This is a genomic window from Chryseobacterium sp. CH21 (assembly GCF_004119445.1).
GTDB lineage: Bacteria > Bacteroidota > Bacteroidia > Flavobacteriales > Weeksellaceae > Chryseobacterium.
Genome location: NZ_QICI01000072.1, coordinates 1 through 16,033 on the forward strand (window position 1 = coordinate 1; position 16,033 = coordinate 16,033).

11 protein-coding genes are annotated in these 16,033 nt (G+C 36.2%); 6 read left to right on the top strand and 5 right to left on the bottom strand.

Features of this window, described 5'->3' with window-relative positions:
- Positions 1-1,112 precede the first annotated feature (1,112 nt).
- A complete protein-coding gene (locus BOQ62_RS15700) occupies positions 1,113-2,159 on the bottom strand; it encodes a PA0069 family radical SAM protein (protein ID WP_129040955.1) in 1,047 nt (348 codons plus the stop codon).
- 121 nt (positions 2,160-2,280) lie between these two features.
- The gene (locus tag BOQ62_RS15705) at positions 2,281-2,475 is read right to left on the bottom strand and encodes a hypothetical protein (protein ID WP_121486877.1); all 195 of its coding nucleotides are present in this window, start codon (positions 2,473-2,475) and stop codon (positions 2,281-2,283) included.
- Between the two features lie 175 nt (positions 2,476-2,650).
- Between BOQ62_RS15705 and BOQ62_RS15710 the strand changes: the two genes are divergently transcribed.
- The gene (locus BOQ62_RS15710) at positions 2,651-3,001 is read left to right on the top strand and encodes a hypothetical protein (RefSeq protein ID WP_129040957.1); all 351 of its coding nucleotides are present in this window, start codon (positions 2,651-2,653) and stop codon (positions 2,999-3,001) included.
- A gap of 115 nt (positions 3,002-3,116) precedes the next feature.
- Here the strand turns inward: BOQ62_RS15710 and BOQ62_RS15715 are convergent, their stop codons facing one another.
- From BOQ62_RS15715 to BOQ62_RS15725, 3 genes are read right to left on the bottom strand one after another with little or no spacing between them, the layout of a single operon-like run.
- Entirely contained in the window at positions 3,117-5,762 is a 2,646-nt protein-coding gene (locus tag BOQ62_RS15715) for a hypothetical protein (protein WP_129040959.1), read from the bottom strand.
- A gap of 27 nt (positions 5,763-5,789) precedes the next feature.
- Positions 5,790-6,587: a DUF2797 domain-containing protein gene (locus BOQ62_RS15720; protein WP_129040961.1), complete on the bottom strand. Its 798-nt coding sequence runs from the start codon at positions 6,585-6,587 to the stop codon at positions 5,790-5,792.
- Positions 6,588-6,622: 35 nt separating this feature from the next.
- Positions 6,623-7,678 (bottom strand): DUF389 domain-containing protein, encoded by a 1,056-nt coding sequence (locus BOQ62_RS15725; protein ID WP_129040963.1) that lies wholly within the window; start codon positions 7,676-7,678, stop codon positions 6,623-6,625.
- Positions 7,679-7,754: 76 nt separating this feature from the next.
- On the opposite strand from BOQ62_RS15725, the gene BOQ62_RS15730 reads away from it, so the two are divergent.
- The 5 genes from BOQ62_RS15730 (at position 7,755) to BOQ62_RS15750 (ending at position 16,002) form a co-directional block, all read left to right on the top strand.
- Positions 7,755-8,783 carry a GDP-mannose 4,6-dehydratase gene (locus tag BOQ62_RS15730; protein WP_129040965.1) on the top strand — a complete coding sequence of 343 codons (1,029 nt, stop codon included), beginning with the start codon at positions 7,755-7,757 and terminating at the stop codon, positions 8,781-8,783.
- A gap of 136 nt (positions 8,784-8,919) precedes the next feature.
- Entirely contained in the window at positions 8,920-9,141 is a 222-nt protein-coding gene (locus tag BOQ62_RS15735; RefSeq protein WP_002662059.1) for a DUF2795 domain-containing protein, read from the top strand.
- Between the two features lie 123 nt (positions 9,142-9,264).
- On the top strand, positions 9,265-12,339 hold the full coding sequence (gene secA / locus BOQ62_RS15740) for a preprotein translocase subunit SecA (protein WP_129040967.1): 3,075 nt from the start codon (positions 9,265-9,267) through the stop codon (positions 12,337-12,339).
- A 152-nt stretch (positions 12,340-12,491) separates the two neighbouring features.
- Positions 12,492-13,619 (top strand): PepSY-associated TM helix domain-containing protein, encoded by a 1,128-nt coding sequence (locus tag BOQ62_RS15745; RefSeq protein WP_129040968.1) that lies wholly within the window; start codon positions 12,492-12,494, stop codon positions 13,617-13,619.
- A 175-nt stretch (positions 13,620-13,794) separates the two neighbouring features.
- Entirely contained in the window at positions 13,795-16,002 is a 2,208-nt protein-coding gene (locus BOQ62_RS15750) for a TonB-dependent siderophore receptor (RefSeq protein WP_129040970.1), read from the top strand.
- The last annotated feature ends 31 nt before the right edge of the window (positions 16,003-16,033 follow it).

The following is a 16,033-nucleotide window of genomic DNA, read 5'->3' on the forward strand; positions in this document are numbered from 1 at the left end:
CTAAGCAAAACAACTTTATTTAACATAAATGTTACTATTTTGTAATATTAAACCCTAAATCGCTGGATAGCAAGGAGAAAAATTTTAAACATTTGTTTGAGGGGTTGGGTTTGAGGGTTTGAGAGGGGGAGAGTTTGGGGATGAGAGGGGGTTTCATCAGTAATGAGTAATGAGTAATGAAAGGTATCCTATATATAAGAGGAGATCTCTTTCCAGAAAGATTCGTTTCTAAGTTGGGGAGCCAACAAGTTTTTTTTATTAAACGGGATCCATTCCTCTAAACTCAGGATTATAGACCGCTTCTATTGAATTGTCAGGTACAAATAACCACAGATCGCACGGATTTGCACAGAGGATAATGGATCTATATATAAGAGAGAAAGGTTGATAGTACAGAATACACTTATTCTATAGCCCAGACAGCATTGTCACTCAGTAGGAGTCTATACAAAGCCTTTTCCATACAATTAAAATAACAAAAAGGAATTTATCATAAGTAAAATAATTCGACTAAGCTCAGCATGACACTGCTAATACTAACGGCTAAAAAATCTTTGACATTATACTACTGTCATTTTGCTTCCTTTAAGATTATCATCAATAAGTCTGGATTCCTGCGGAATGACACAATGGGAATAGAGTGATGTATCTGTACACCGGTTATTGTATAGCAATTATAGATGTAAGAACTTCAGACTGATTATTCAAACCCCACAACCAGAAACTCGTAACTTTAAAACCCGAACCCCGAAGCTCATCATTCATCATTGGCCTCCCTACCCTAGCCCTGATAGAAATGGTTACCCCGCAGTATGGGTGGGAGCGTGAGAGGGTTTGGGTACGGGAGCGGCTGGTGCGAGGAGTATGAATGGATAGCAGGATAAAGCTCCTGAGAATGTTCGAGAGTGAGAGGGCCTGAGAGTTCGAGAGGGCAAGGGTGAGTAGGTTTGAGAATAAGACGGTGTGGGAGTGGAAAGGCTATAGCTGTTCCTTATATATGATGAATGTTGGGAGCCAATCTCATTATCAAATGATCATTAATATAGCAATGTTGAAAAAGGATTTTACTTATACTATATATAATATATGTAGAATCGCTTCATACATTATGATTAATCAAACAATCTCAATTGCTGATCACGGGTTCCGGTGAAATTGGAGGTAGAAAGTTTTGGAAATTCCTTCCCTTCAAAAAACTTCTTTTTTCCTATTTTAAAAGTTGTGTGAATCATTTCTGCGATATTCCCTTCTCCCCTTTGTCTTTCAAAATATCTTTTATCGCCTAGTTTCCCACCTCGCATAGATCTGATAAGATTTAAGACTTTCTGCGCTCTGTCCGGAAAGTGAGCTTCAATCCAGTTAACAAAAACCGGTTCAACAGTATCATTTAGCCGCACCAAGGTATATCCGAATCCTAAAGCTCCAGCATCTGAAATGGCTTTTAATATATTCAATGGTTCATCACTGTTGAGCCCGGGAATGATAGGTGCTACCATTACATGCACAGGGATATTGTTTTCGGAAAGGATTTCGACTGCTTTTAATTTATTTTTCGCAGAGCTTGTTCTTGGCTCCATTTTTCGCCGCAGCTCTTCATTGATGGTTGGAATACTTAGAGAGACTGATACCAGATTCTGTTCTGCCATAGGTTTTAAAATATCAAGGTCTCTTAAAACCAAGGCATTTTTTGTCAGAACATTGACAGGATGTCTGTAATCAAGACAAACCTGCAGTAATTTCCTGGTGATTTCAAATTGTCTTTCAGCGGGCTGATAGCAGTCTGTATTTCCGGATAACAGAATCGGGGCAGCTTTATAGCCACTTTTTTGAAAAAATTTCTCCAACAATTCGGGAGCATTCTTTTTTACCATGATTTTTCTTTCAAAATCAATTCCGGCACTATAGCCCCAATATTCATGGGTAGGTCTCGCAAAACAGTAAGAGCATCCGTGCTCACATCCCTGATAAGGATTCATGGAATATTCCATCGGCAGATCTTCACTTTTGACCTGATTAACAATGGTTTTGGGAAATACTTCAGTGAAAGAAGTCTTTACGGTTTCGAAATCTTCTTCTTCTGGCTCATAGGTATACTTGTCGAAACGATTGACAACGTTTCGCTGAGCTCCCTGACCTTTTATGAAATTTTCGTTTTGCATTCCGATGTAAAATTAGAATGGAATTTTTATAAAATAATGAGTTTTAACATTAAAGTTTTCCACAAAAAATCCAACACTTTCAAAAGTGTTGGATTTAAACATAATTAAATATATTTTTTTACTACTTCATTGCGTAAAATTCCACGCCGTGTGTTTCGTCGTCGTGGTTCTTTTCATCAAAGTGTCTGTGATAATCTGAATAGGAATCACTATATTTTTTATCTTTTTTCGTTAAAATTTTTTTAATACTAATTAAGCTTAATACTGCCAAAAGACCAACTCCCCCCGCCAGTAAAACTCCAACTTCTTTTTTCATATTTTCTCTGATTTATTATTGATACCATTGCAAAAAGCATACCTCTTTTATTTTTTCAAATTATAAATTTTGTTAACATTAAACTTTATTTTTAGGAAAATTACAATCTGCTATTTTTCTTATATTTAAAAATTGTAATGGTTTAATTATTGTACTTAACAACAAAAATATTATTATGGAAAATTCAGGAAATTTTGATGCAATGACCACCTTAAGCCAAGTCATGAAAACACTTTCTGAGAGAGGAATACAAAGGGAATTCAGGATGAATGAAAAATGCGAAATGAAGTTTGAAAATTCGGACAAAGTTTATCAGCCTGCAGAGTTGGTTATTTTAAAAACATATCGTTTCGAAGGAGACAGTAATCCTGATGATAATGCGGTACTTTATGTGGTAAAAGATAATGCGGGAAACCGTGGAATGATTATAGATTCTTACGGAGCAGACAGCAATTATCCCGGTGAAGAGTTTGATAAATTTCTGAGAGATATTCCTGTATTGGAAAGCGATGAATTTAATTTCTGAGTAAATTCTTCTTTATATTGATTTTTTAAACCATTAAGTTTATTTTAATTAAAACCGATTTACTTCTATAGACTCAATAATCGATGATTCGATCTGATCTTAATGGTTTAAAGAATTATTCTTCAGATTTTTCCTTTTTTCTGAATATATTGTTCAGGAAACCTTTCTTTTCTTTTTTTTCTTCTTTTGGTTTGGAGGTTTTATTTTTGATCTCCTGTTTTATTTCTTTTACAGACTGCTTCATTTCTTTCACAGAAGACACTGCATTTTTCACCTTCATTTCTGTTTTTTCTACATTAGCACCAATCAACGTTTTCTTTAATCCCTGCTCTATTCCTTTCCAGAAGAGATTGAAGAAAGACTTTGTGGGATCGCGTTCTACATTTTCTACAGCAACAGATTCCGGGTAGCTCCCTGAATCTGATTTTATAAAAATATTGGCTACAGCTGTCAGGAAGCCTTTTTTCTCGTTATTGTTTTTATTTAATACTGCAATTTTCAGGTCTTTATGCTTAAGATTAAAAGTTCCGTGTAATCCAGCAGGATTTCCCTTAAAATTAAAGAGCATTTCCTGAATTGTTCCTGCAGTAGCTGTCACATGAAGATAAGGTCTGATAAAAGGATTGATTCCACTGGCCGGAAGATTAGTGGTTTTTCCGGAGATGGCAAATGCGTCGTTCTGATCGGCCACATCAAAGTTCCAGTTGACAGAAAGCGGAGACAGGTTCATGAAAGAGCAATTGATTTTAATATCCACTTTTATGGGCTTTCCTTTTATTTTAGCGGAATTCAGGTTTTTGACCTTCATATTAAAATTACTGAAAGTGAGTTTTCCCGGCCCCATACTTTCCGGAGTATCTTCTTCGTATACCAGGACAGAATTTTTCAGATCGAGATTCTGAATTGTCATCGGAATTTTAATGGATCGCAGCATTTTGGAATACAAGGCCTTTATTTTGGGATCGTCTTTCGGGATTTTACTTCTGAAAATATTGGCGTTTGCCGACTCAATGCTTACGTGGGAAGCATTCACCATTTTATGTTGAGAAAACAGCTCCCACTCTCCTTCTGCTGTTATTTGCGCAGCTTTCAGATCATACAGATCCCTCTCAACGGGTATCATTTTGATAAACTGTGCTCTCGAAACGAGAGGTTTCATGACAAAATTACTAATCTGCACTTTATTCTTATTGAGCTTTAGAAGCCCCAGGCTCATGTTATAAAATTGTGTCTTATAAGCCAGGTTTCTGGTGGTAAGATAATAGTCTTTTACTTTAAAAGACAGCCCAGATTGATTGGGTTTAGGTGATAATTCAATATTATTTACGGTGGCATTCAAGTCATGAAACGCTAAAGGCTGTTTTCCGCTCTCATAAATTATATTTGAATTTTTCAAAGACATTTTTCTTACAATAAGTGACTGTATAATCTCTGATCCGGAAGTTTTATTTTGTTTCTTCTCCCCAGCTTTGATGGTTCCGTTTATATTATTTACAAGAATATCTTTGATGTCCAGATTGAGTTTTTTATCAACAAATTCGAGTTTATTGATATTAAAAGCAATATGATCTGTTTTTAGATCCATTGTTGTTTTTCCGATTGCAGAAGAGCCTGGTGTTAATACGGCATCCAGAATTTCACCGTTTGCAGGCTTCAAGGCAAGACTTCTGATCGCAATATTCTGATGGTTAGAATATAAAATATCCTTTCCGGAAAGCAGGAAATCTTTATATCCGAAAGGAATGATTTGTTCTGAAGTTTCCTTATTGAATATCAGCTGACTGATATTTAAACTCAATGCTCCGACAGACAAGAGTTTATTTCCATCCGGTTTGTTGATCTGTACTACAGCATTATTGAGTTTAAAATTATTTAAATCAATCTCAAAGTTTGATTCTTTGTTATTCTTTTTGGTTTTTATACCCGTATTATATATTGTAAAGATTGGATTTTGAAAATCTGCGTTGGTAAGTGAGACTTTATTTTTCTTCAGCACAACGTCTTTAAATTCCATTTTGGGAATATTACATGCAAATAGTTGAGATTTTTTAGGGTAAAACTTTTTAAACTGAGCAAAGGAAAGCAGCGGAGTCAATCTGAAATTCTCAACAGACATTTGTCCATCTGTAGTATTCACAGAATTTACGGTAATGGCATATGTTTCATTGGGACGTACAAAAAACTTTTCTCCCTTGATGCTATAGCTGTCAAATTCGATGGGTAATTTATCTTCTACAGATTCTTCTATCATCTGCAGGTTCTCTACCAACAAATTCAGCTTCTGTACGGATACAAATTTCTGTTTAGTATGCTTGAAAACGGCAAATTTACCATCGTGGATCCTTATATTTTCAAGTAAGAACGGATTTTTTTTCTTTCCGGTTTTGTGATCACGGGGTTTTGCAAGAACAATATTTAGCTCAGGTCTTGCCAGCAATACATCCGATGAGCTGATTCTTTTATTGAAAACAGCATCATAAATTCCAAAGCGGCTTATCTTCAAAGTGTCAACAGTTCCCTGTAAACCGATAACGTCTGTATTTTGCGGATCTTTGCTGTTTACTGAGATTCCAGTTGCGAAAATATTTCCTGTTCCCAGATCCACATCCAAGGTTTTGTAGGAAACTTTATAGTTTGTATTCTTTTTTATATATTCGGGAAGTTGGGTTTTAAGCCATATATTCAGTCCGAAATTCGCAGCAAGAAGAATTCCTGCCAGGATCCCGAAACTTATTAATAGTCTTTTAACCCATTTCCTCATATTCTGTGATTTGGTCTTTTGTATAAATTAATTCTTTATTTCAAGCTCAATTACATATCCTTCATGTCCTCTTATATTGATAAAGTTTCCTCCTTCAAATCCAAGATACTGTCCTTTGATTCCTGTAAGTTTCCCTGTAAATTCAGGTTTTTTATCTAAAGTAAATGAATTTACTTTCTCTGGTTTTTCAAAAGGATAATCGAATGCCCACAATTCTTCACCTTCACTGTAAAATTTCTGAAAATCTTCAGGGAAATATTCTTTTATCTTTTGTCTGAAGTCTGCAAGATCTATTTCTCCTTCAAAATCATCCTGCAGCATTTTTCTCCAGTTGGTTTTATCTGCCAGATGTTCTTTTAAAGCAACTTCTATCATTCCTGCTTCATAGCGGTTCTCTGTTCTTGCAATGGGTAATGCAAAAGTTGCACCCTGATCAATCCACCTTGTAGGAATCTGTGTATTTCTGGTCACTCCTACTTTTACATCTCCGGTATACGCCAGATAAACGGTGTGTGGCTGCAGCTGAATTTGTTTTTCCACTTCAAGATCACGTTCTGCAACTCCTAAATGTGCTGTAGAAAGTTCCGGACGTATAATGGTATCACTGGCATAAGGGCTTTCAAAAAAACAACTTTTGCAGAATCCCATTCTGTAAATAGGCTTATTGAGTCCACAATTTACACATTGGAACCCTGTATGTTTGATGCTTAACTCCTTCCCAAACAGCTCATTCATATGGATCAGATCTCCTGAAAGATTAAGATAATACTGAATGGGTTTTGCGTCGAAGCTTGTCATTTTTAAAATTTGCCCTTGAAACTGCATAATGATGTTTTTAAGTATAAGTAAATATAGAAATTTTATTTGATCTTTTTTTGCGCTTTAATCTGGTCCAGTTCCTTTTTCAGAGCAGTTATCTGGCTTTGAAGTTTTTGCAATTCCGGATTATTTATATTTTTTGACTGAGGCGAATACTGCCATATCAGATGAATATCCTTTACTAATTCATTATGCTCATCCAGTCTTTTTTTACTGATGGTAATACTGTCATTCAAAAGGGTGATTTTTAAAAAATTCTGTTTTTTTTCTTTAAATGACTCATGATTAATAATAGCCAGCTCAGGATGGCTTTCCTTGATAATTCTGATATATTTTTCCGACCTCTCTTTCAATGTTTCTTTCTCCCACTTTTTTTTGGTAAGCAGTATACTTGGAATCAAAATAATAACGGAAAGCAAGCTTATCCATACAGAAACTTTACGATTATTGCTGTTTTTTTCTCTGTAGTATTTTTGATATCCTAATACGAGACTTAGTATCCAGGTCCCCACCGCAATAAAAAAACAATTGATAAGATAAAAATAAAATCCCCCCCAAAAATATTCCCAGTTTCCATTGGCAATACCAAATCCTGCTGTACACAAAGGAGGTATACATGCTGTAGAAACGGCCACCCCTGCAATAACTTTGATTGCTTCTTTCCTTACAATCCCCAAGAACCATGCAAGCCCTCCAAGCAACGCTAAAAAACAGTCAAAAATAGTTGCCGCTTTAAAGCTTTCAAGCTGTGAAGTTTCTGAATGAAAAGGAGAAACCAGAAAATATAATGTGGAAGAACAGATGGCCACTACTATCATCAAAAGCCAGTTAAAAACACCCAGCCTTATAAGCCCATTGTTTCCTATAGAAAACCCAAATGCAATTCCAACAACCGGTCCCATTAATGGAGAAATAAGCATTGCACCAATTACCGCAGCCGGACTATTAACATTTAACCCAATACAGGCAATACCCATAGAAATTACCAGAAGCCAAAGATTGTGACCGCGGAAATAAATGCCTTCCTCTATCTCTCCAAATGTAAATTCTTCTTCTTCTTCTTTAGGAAGTACAAATAGCTTTTGAAGATTTATCATTAATTTATATTTTCTGACAAAAGTATAAAAACGTCATTCAAGTTTTATTAATAAATTTGTCAATTAAAATCAACAAATGAATTATCTTGTAACCGGAGGAAGCGGTTTTATTGGTTCCCACCTAATAGAGAAATTATTAAGAAATGGACATTCTGTCATAAACATTGACAATTTTGATGATTTCTATGACTATCAGGTAAAAATTAAAAATACTTTAGAGTCAATCGGTAAAAATTCGGATTTTGAATTCTCAGATAAAGAGACCGATATCCCGCATTTGGTTTCCCTTACTCATTCTGATCAATATTCCCTCTATTGGCAGGATATCCGGGACAAAAAAGGTTTAGAAAATATCTTTAAAAATCATCCTATTGATATGGTAGTTCATCTGGCAGCCCTTGCTGGTGTGCGCCCTTCTATTGAACGTCCTCTGGAGTACGAAGAAGTGAATGTACGCGGTACTATGAATCTTTGGGAACTTTGTAAGGATTTCAATATTAAAAAATTCATTTGCGCCTCCTCTTCAAGTGTTTACGGAAACAATGAAAAAATTCCTTTTTCAGAAACAGATAATGTTGATAATCCTATTTCCCCCTATGCGGCAACTAAAAAAAGCGGTGAGATCATAGGACATGTTTACCATTCATTATATAATATAGATATCATCCAGCTTAGATTCTTCACCGTATATGGGCCAAGACAGAGACCGGATCTTGCCATACACAAATTTGTAAAGCTTATTTCAGAAGATCAGGAAATTCCTTTCTATGGGGATGGAAGCACAGCCAGAGATTATACTTATATAGATGATATTATTGACGGCATTACCAAGTCTATCCTTTATCTGGAAAACAATTCCGGAGTTTATGAAATTCTTAATCTCGGAGAAAACCAGGTGATCACATTATCTGAGATGGTGACCACCATAGAAAATGCACTTGGAAAAACTGCCTCCAAAAAAATTCTGCCAATGCAGCCGGGAGATGTCACAAAAACAAATGCCGATATTACCAAAGCAATGAGTTTAATTGGCTATAAACCGGCCACAGACTTCCAAAATGGCATAAAAAAATTTGTGGAATGGTTTTTGAGAAAACGACATTAAGTAAATTGCTGACACAGCTGCCAGTCAGTTTGTGACAGCCATTTATAAGAAAAAATTATAAAAAGAATTGAAAATCAAGTATAAAAAAGTTTATTATACAACCTATTTTTATACTTTTGCAAAAAATTAGAAAATTATGTACTGGACATTAGAATTAGCTTCATATTTAAGTGACGCACCTTGGCCAATGACAAAAGCAGAGCTTATTGACTACGCAATCAGAACTGGTGCACCAATGGAAGTAGTAGAAAACCTTCAGGCAATTGAGGATGAAGGAGAAATTTATGAATCTATCGAAGAAGTATGGAGTGACTATCCTACCGACGAGGATTTCCTTTGGAACGAGGACGAATATTAATAAAGCGATAAGCTTTAGGCTGCGTGCTTAGAGCTTTTTTGCCCTTTTTATATATTAATTTACACGATAAGTGTTATTTAAAACGCTTAAAGCATTTTGCATTAAGCATAAAGCAAAAAATTTATGAGTTTTTTAAACAAAGTTCTTAAAGGGTTTTTGGGAGACAAGAAAGCGCAGGACCTAAAAGAAGTAAAAAAAGTTGTAACAAAAATCAGAGCTGTGGAACCTAACATTCAACAATTGTCAGATGATGGGTTGAGACAAAAAACGGCTGAGTTTAAAGAGAATATAAAATCTGCAACCAGCAAGATCACAGCTCAAATAGAACAGATAAAAGAGCAGATAAAAAATTCAACCAACGTTGACGAAAAAGAAGCTCTTTTTACCAAAATTGAGTCTCTTAAAAAAGAATCATACGAAATTGAAGAAAAAGTTCTGATTCAGGTTCTTCCCGAAGCTTTTGCATTGATCAAAGAAACGGCAAGAAGATGGGCTCAGAATGGGGAAATCCGTGTAACTGCAAGCGATTGGGACAGAGAACTTGCTGCTGCAGGAAAAGATTTCGTTAGCATTCAGGGAGACACAGCTGTTTGGAAAAACTCATGGGACGCTGCCGGAACTCCTGTAGTTTGGGATATGGTCCACTATGATGTTCAGTTTATCGGAGGGGTTATCCTTCACAGCGGTAAAATTGCTGAGATGGCAACCGGTGAAGGTAAAACTTTGGTAGGAACATTACCTATTTATTTAAATTCACTTCCGGAAAGAGGAGTACACGTTGTAACCGTGAACGACTATCTTGCAAAAAGAGACTCCGCTTGGATGGGTCCTCTTTATCAGTTCCACGGAATGTCTATCGATTGTATCGATAACCACCAGCCGAACTCAGACGGAAGAAGAAAAGCATACAACTCAGATATTACTTACGGAACGAACAACGAATTCGGTTTCGATTATCTGAGAGACAACATGGTGACATCACCTTCAGAATTGGTACAAAGAGAACTGAACTTTGCGATCGTGGATGAAGTGGACTCTGTATTGGTAGATGATGCAAGAACACCATTGATCATCTCTGGTCCGGTTCCTCAGGGAGACAGACAGGAGTTTGATGTTCTTAAGCCTTCTATCGACAGAATTGTTGAAGTACAAAAGAAGACCGTTTCTACTATTTTCAATGAAGCGAAAAAATTAATCGCTGCAGGAAATACAAAAGAAGGAGGTTTCAAATTACTTCAGGCGTACAGAGGTCTTCCAAAAAACAGACAATTAATTAAATTCTTATCGGAAAGCGGAAACAGAGCATTGCTTCAGAAAGTTGAAGCACAATATATGCAGGACAACAACCGTGATATGCCGATTGTAGATAAAGATCTTTACTTCGTAATCGAGGAGAAAAACAATCAGGTAGATCTTACAGACAAAGGTGTTGAATACATGTCTCAGGGTAACTCTGATTCTAACTTCTTCGTACTTCCGGATATTGGAACTGAGATTGCTGAAGTAGAAGCTAAAAACCTTTCTAAAGAAGAAGAATTTGAAGCTAAAGAAAGACTTTTCTCTGATTTTGCTGAAAAATCTGAGCGTGTTCACACGATGAGTCAGCTCTTGAAAGCGTACACATTATTTGAAAAAGATGACGAGTATGTAGTCATTGATGGTGAAGTAAAAATCGTTGATGAGCAGACAGGTCGTATCATGGAGGGACGTCGTTATTCTGATGGTCTTCACCAGGCGATTGAAGCAAAAGAGAATGTAAAAATTGAGGCAGCGACTCAAACTTTTGCAACAATCACCCTTCAGAACTATTTCCGTATGTACAACAAACTTGCGGGGATGACCGGTACTGCTGAAACTGAAGCTGGTGAGCTTTGGGAAATCTACAAATTGGACGTTGTGGTAATTCCTACCAATCGTCCTATTTTAAGAAATGATAAACAAGATTTAGTTTTCAAAACGAACCGAGAAAAATATAATGCTGTAATTGAAGAAGTAGAAAAATTAACAGAAGCAAAAAGACCAGTATTGGTAGGGACTACTTCAGTTGAAATTTCTCAGTTGCTTTCAAAAGCACTTCAGTTAAGAAAAATTCCACACCAGGTACTAAACGCGAAGCTTCACAAGAAAGAAGCAGAGATTGTAGCTGGAGCAGGACAGCCGGGAGTTGTAACCATTGCAACCAATATGGCAGGTCGTGGTACGGATATTAAGCTTTCTAAAGAAGTAAAAGATGCAGGAGGTCTGGCGATCATCGGTACAGAAAGGCACGATTCAAGACGTGTTGACAGACAGTTAAGAGGTAGAGCGGGACGTCAGGGAGATCCGGGAAGTTCTCAGTTCTATGTATCTCTTGAAGATAACTTAATGCGTTTGTTCGGTTCTGAAAGAATTGCTAAAATGATGGACAGAATGGGTCATAAAGAAGGAGAAGTAATTCAGCACTCTATGATCAGTAAGTCTATTGAAAGAGCTCAGAAAAAAGTGGAAGAAAATAACTTCGGAACAAGAAAGAGACTTCTTGAGTATGATGACGTAATGAACAAACAACGTGACGTAATCTACAAGAGAAGAAAGAATGCTCTATTCGGAGACCACTTGAAATATGATATCACGAATATGATTTTTGATGTTGCCAATTCTATCGTTGCGAAAGGAAAAGCATCAGGAAATTATAAAGATTTTGAATACGAAATCATTAAAACATTCACAATGGAATCTCCGGTTTCTCAAAGTGATTTTAATAATAAAAACGTTCAGGATCTGACAAATATCTTATTCAAAGCAGCTCAGGAAGATTACAGAATGAAGCTGAACCTATTGAAAGAAAAATCATTCCCAATCATTGAGAATGTATACCAAAATCAAGGTTCAATGTTTAAAATGATCCAGGTTCCTTTCACAGACGGGCACAAAACAATGACGATCGTAGCAGATCTTAAAGAAGCTTATGATACTCAGTGTGAAAGCTTAGTGAACGATTTTGAAAAGAACATCACTTTATCAATTATCGATGAAAACTGGAAGCTTCACCTTCGTGAGATGGATGACTTAAGAAGATCTTCTCAAGGAGCTGTTTACGAGCAGAAAGATCCGTTGGTAATCTATAAGCAGGAATCTTTCCACTTATTCAGTGAAATGATCGATAAATTAAACAAAGAAATTATTTCTTTCTTATACAAAGGAGAAATCCCGGCTTAAGAAAATTTTAATAAAATAATATAAAAACCGCTCTGGCATTGACTAGAGCGGTTTTTTGTTATTCAATATATAATATTTCATGATAAATGTCAAGCTTATTATTTATTTAGAATACTTAAAAATAATATATTTGCAAAAAATTTGACTGCTTCATGAGGCTAAAAACTGCAAAGCGCTGGTTTAATTGGCATAAATGGACGAGCCTTATCTGTACCGTTTTTCTGCTGTATCTCTGTTTAACGGGGTTGCCGTTGATTTTTCATGAAGAAATAGAGCATCTTTTAGAAAACAATAAAGAAGCTATAGCTCAGAATACTCAGAAATTAAGCTTAGATAAACTTGCTCAGATAGCAGAGTCAAAATACCCGGGAGAAAAGGTAAGATATGTTTTTTGGGACGAAAATGAAAAAAATAAGGTCCTTTTTGATGTTGTTGACAAACCTAATGCTCCTTATGAAAAAAGCAAATATTTAGTTTTAAACGAATATACCGGTGAAATTTTAGGAGCTCCCAGAACGGATGGACTAATGAACATTATCCTCAAGCTTCATACAGATATGTTTCTCGGAATTCCGGGAAAACTTTTTCTAGGACTGATGGGAATGCTTTTCATGATTTCCATTGTATCAGGAATCGTTTTGTACGGCCCTATTATGAAGAAATATGATTTCGGAATGGTTCGTAAAAACAAATCAAAAAGACTTAAATGGCTGGATACGCACAATTTACTAGGTATTGCCATCACAGCCTGGATGGTTGTGGTAGGATTTACAGGGATCATTAATACCCTTTCCGATGTTATTGTAGGTCTTTGGCAGCAAGGACAGCTTGCAGAAATGACAGCTCCTTACAAAAATCAAAAACCATTGACAGGTGATTTCAGTTCATTGGAAGATGCCAAAAAGTCTGCGGAAAATACAATAAAAGATATGAAAGTATCTGTAATAGCCTTTCCCGGAACAGATTTTACAAGTAAGCACCATTACGCAGTTTTTATGCGTGGTAATACAGAACTCACCTCAAAACTTTTAAAACCCGTACTCATAGATGCCAAAACAGGAACCGTAACAGATTCCAGAGACATGCCATGGTATGTGAATGCACTTTTTATATCAGAACCTCTTCATTTTGGAAATTATGGAGGAATGATCCTGAAAATTGTATGGACGGTTTTTGACGTTTTTACCATTCTTGTTATGATCACAGGTCTGTATCTGTGGATTGCAAGAAGAAAAGCTGAAAAACAGCAAATGAGAATATTAACCCCAAAAGAGATTTAAAATGAAAAGAACATTTCTAAAACTTTGGGGAATGCCCATCCTATTGGCTCTCTTATCCATTTTTGGATTAATTGCAGCATTATTAGGTGACGGCATATGGGATATATTAGGATGGCTCACGCTTTCTGTCCCGCTATTTTTGATTATTAAACACTATTATAAATAATCCTATCCAATGAAAAAGATAATACTGAGTGTATCTATACTTTCAAGCGTAGTTGTTCTTGCACAGCAGAAAGATACTCTGAAAACGAAAAGCATTGATGAAGTAATCATCAACACTTATGTGAAAAAAGACAGTGAATACTCTAATAAGATGCCTTTGAAAGCAATAGAGGATCCACAGGTATATTCTTCCATTGACAAAGGAGTGTTGGAGAATCAATTGTTATTTACTGTAGATGATGCTTTCAGGAATGTGGCAGGTGCACAGAAAATGTGGAGTGCTACAAACAGAGCCGGAGACGGAGGTATTTATCTTAACTTAAGAGGTTTTGTAGCTGGAAACTCTATCAGAAATGGTATGGTTGCTCCTATCACTACTTCTATGGATGCTATTAACGTAGAAAGAATTGAAGTTTTAAAAGGTCCTTCTGCTACTTTGTTCGGAAGTAATGTGACTTCTTACGGAGGTGTTGTGAACAGAGTCACTAAAAAACCATTTGAAACTTTTGCAGGTGCTGTTTCTCTGGCAGGAGGAAGTTATAACTACTACAGAGTACAGGCAGATGTGAATGCACCACTTACAAAAGATAAAAAATTATTATTCAGATTAAATACAGCCTATACCAACCAGGGAACTTTCCAGAGAACCAATGCTAAGAACTCTTTCTACGCATTCACTCCATCTATTACTTATCGTCCTACGGATAATTTAGAGATTAATGCTGAGCTGGAGATGTTTGAAACCAATTCATATCCTGAAACAGCTTTTTTCTTCTATGTTCCGAGTGCACAGCTTGGTGCAGACAGTATGGACAAACTGGAAAAATTGGGTTATAACTATAAGCAATCTTACACAGGAGAAGGTCTTAAAACTATTGGTAGAGCCAGAAACTTCTTTGGACAGGTTAATTATAAGATTAATGAACACATCAAATCCTCTACTAATGTAAGTACTTCTTATTCTTACTCAGACGGATTTAATCCTTATTTCTATTTTGCTCCAAAAGGCATGGTAACAGGAATTCCTACAGATACAGAATTGGGAGTTGTAAGAGCGGACCAGTCAACTAAAGACAGCAAAAGAACGTATTTCCAGGTTCAGCAGAACTTCAATTTTGATTTTAATATCGGAAGCGTAAGAAACAGAACGGTTGCCGGTTTCGATTATATGAGACTGAATGACAACCAATACTTTATGTTCACTAATTTTGACTGGGTTCCTTTCACTGGTACAGACTATACCAATATGAACAGGCAGACATTAGGAGCAATGTACGACAACCTTAGAAGCCAACCTGATTTTGAAAAAAACAACACCTATATAAGCGCTGGTAAAAAAGACACTTATAGTGGTTATATTTCTAATGTTATTACACCTGTAACAGGGCTTAACATTCTTACTTCGGTACGATATGAAACGAATAACTACAAAGGCGGACAGGTAGGACAAAATAAAACAGCTGAATACAAGCAGGGAGCATGGTCTCCAAAATTTGGAGTTGTATACCAAATTCTTCCTGAAAAGTTATCCGTATTTGGAAATTACCAGAACAGCTTTACGGTCAATGGATATTATACTTCAGACAAAGCTGGAAATGTAACGCTTTCAACTCCTGAAAGAGCTAATCAGTTTGAAGGTGGTATCAAAACAAACCTTATTAAAGGAAGAGTTAGTACAACTTTAAGCTACTACAATATTCAGGTAAAAAATACCCTTCTTAATACGGGTGAAATGACAGGAACAGGACAGGCTGTACAAAACCAGGCCGGTTTATTGAGAAGCCAGGGAGTAGAACTGGAAGCAAACGCTTATCTGATCAAAGGATTCTCTGTAATTGCCGGAGTAAGCTACAACGATATGAAATATACAGAAGCTGATAATACGGTAATCGGAAGAAGACCTGCTACAGCATCATCTCCATGGTTGGTTAACTTCAATGCAAGCTACCAGTTCCTTGATGGAAAATTAAAAGGTCTTGGGTTCGGAGTCGGAGGAAACTATGCGAGTGACAACAAGATTGTGAACTCAACAACAATGGGAACTTTCATCCTTCCAAAATATCTGGTATTAAATGCTAACGCTTTTTACGATACCAAAAAATTCAGAATCGGGGTAAAAGTAGACAACTTTACCAACGAACATTACTGGAGCGGATATACAACTGCCAATGCTCAGGCTCTTGCCAATGTATTAGGAAGCTTCACTTATAAATTTTAAAACTGTTAGAATAAATTACTCCCTTTATAAA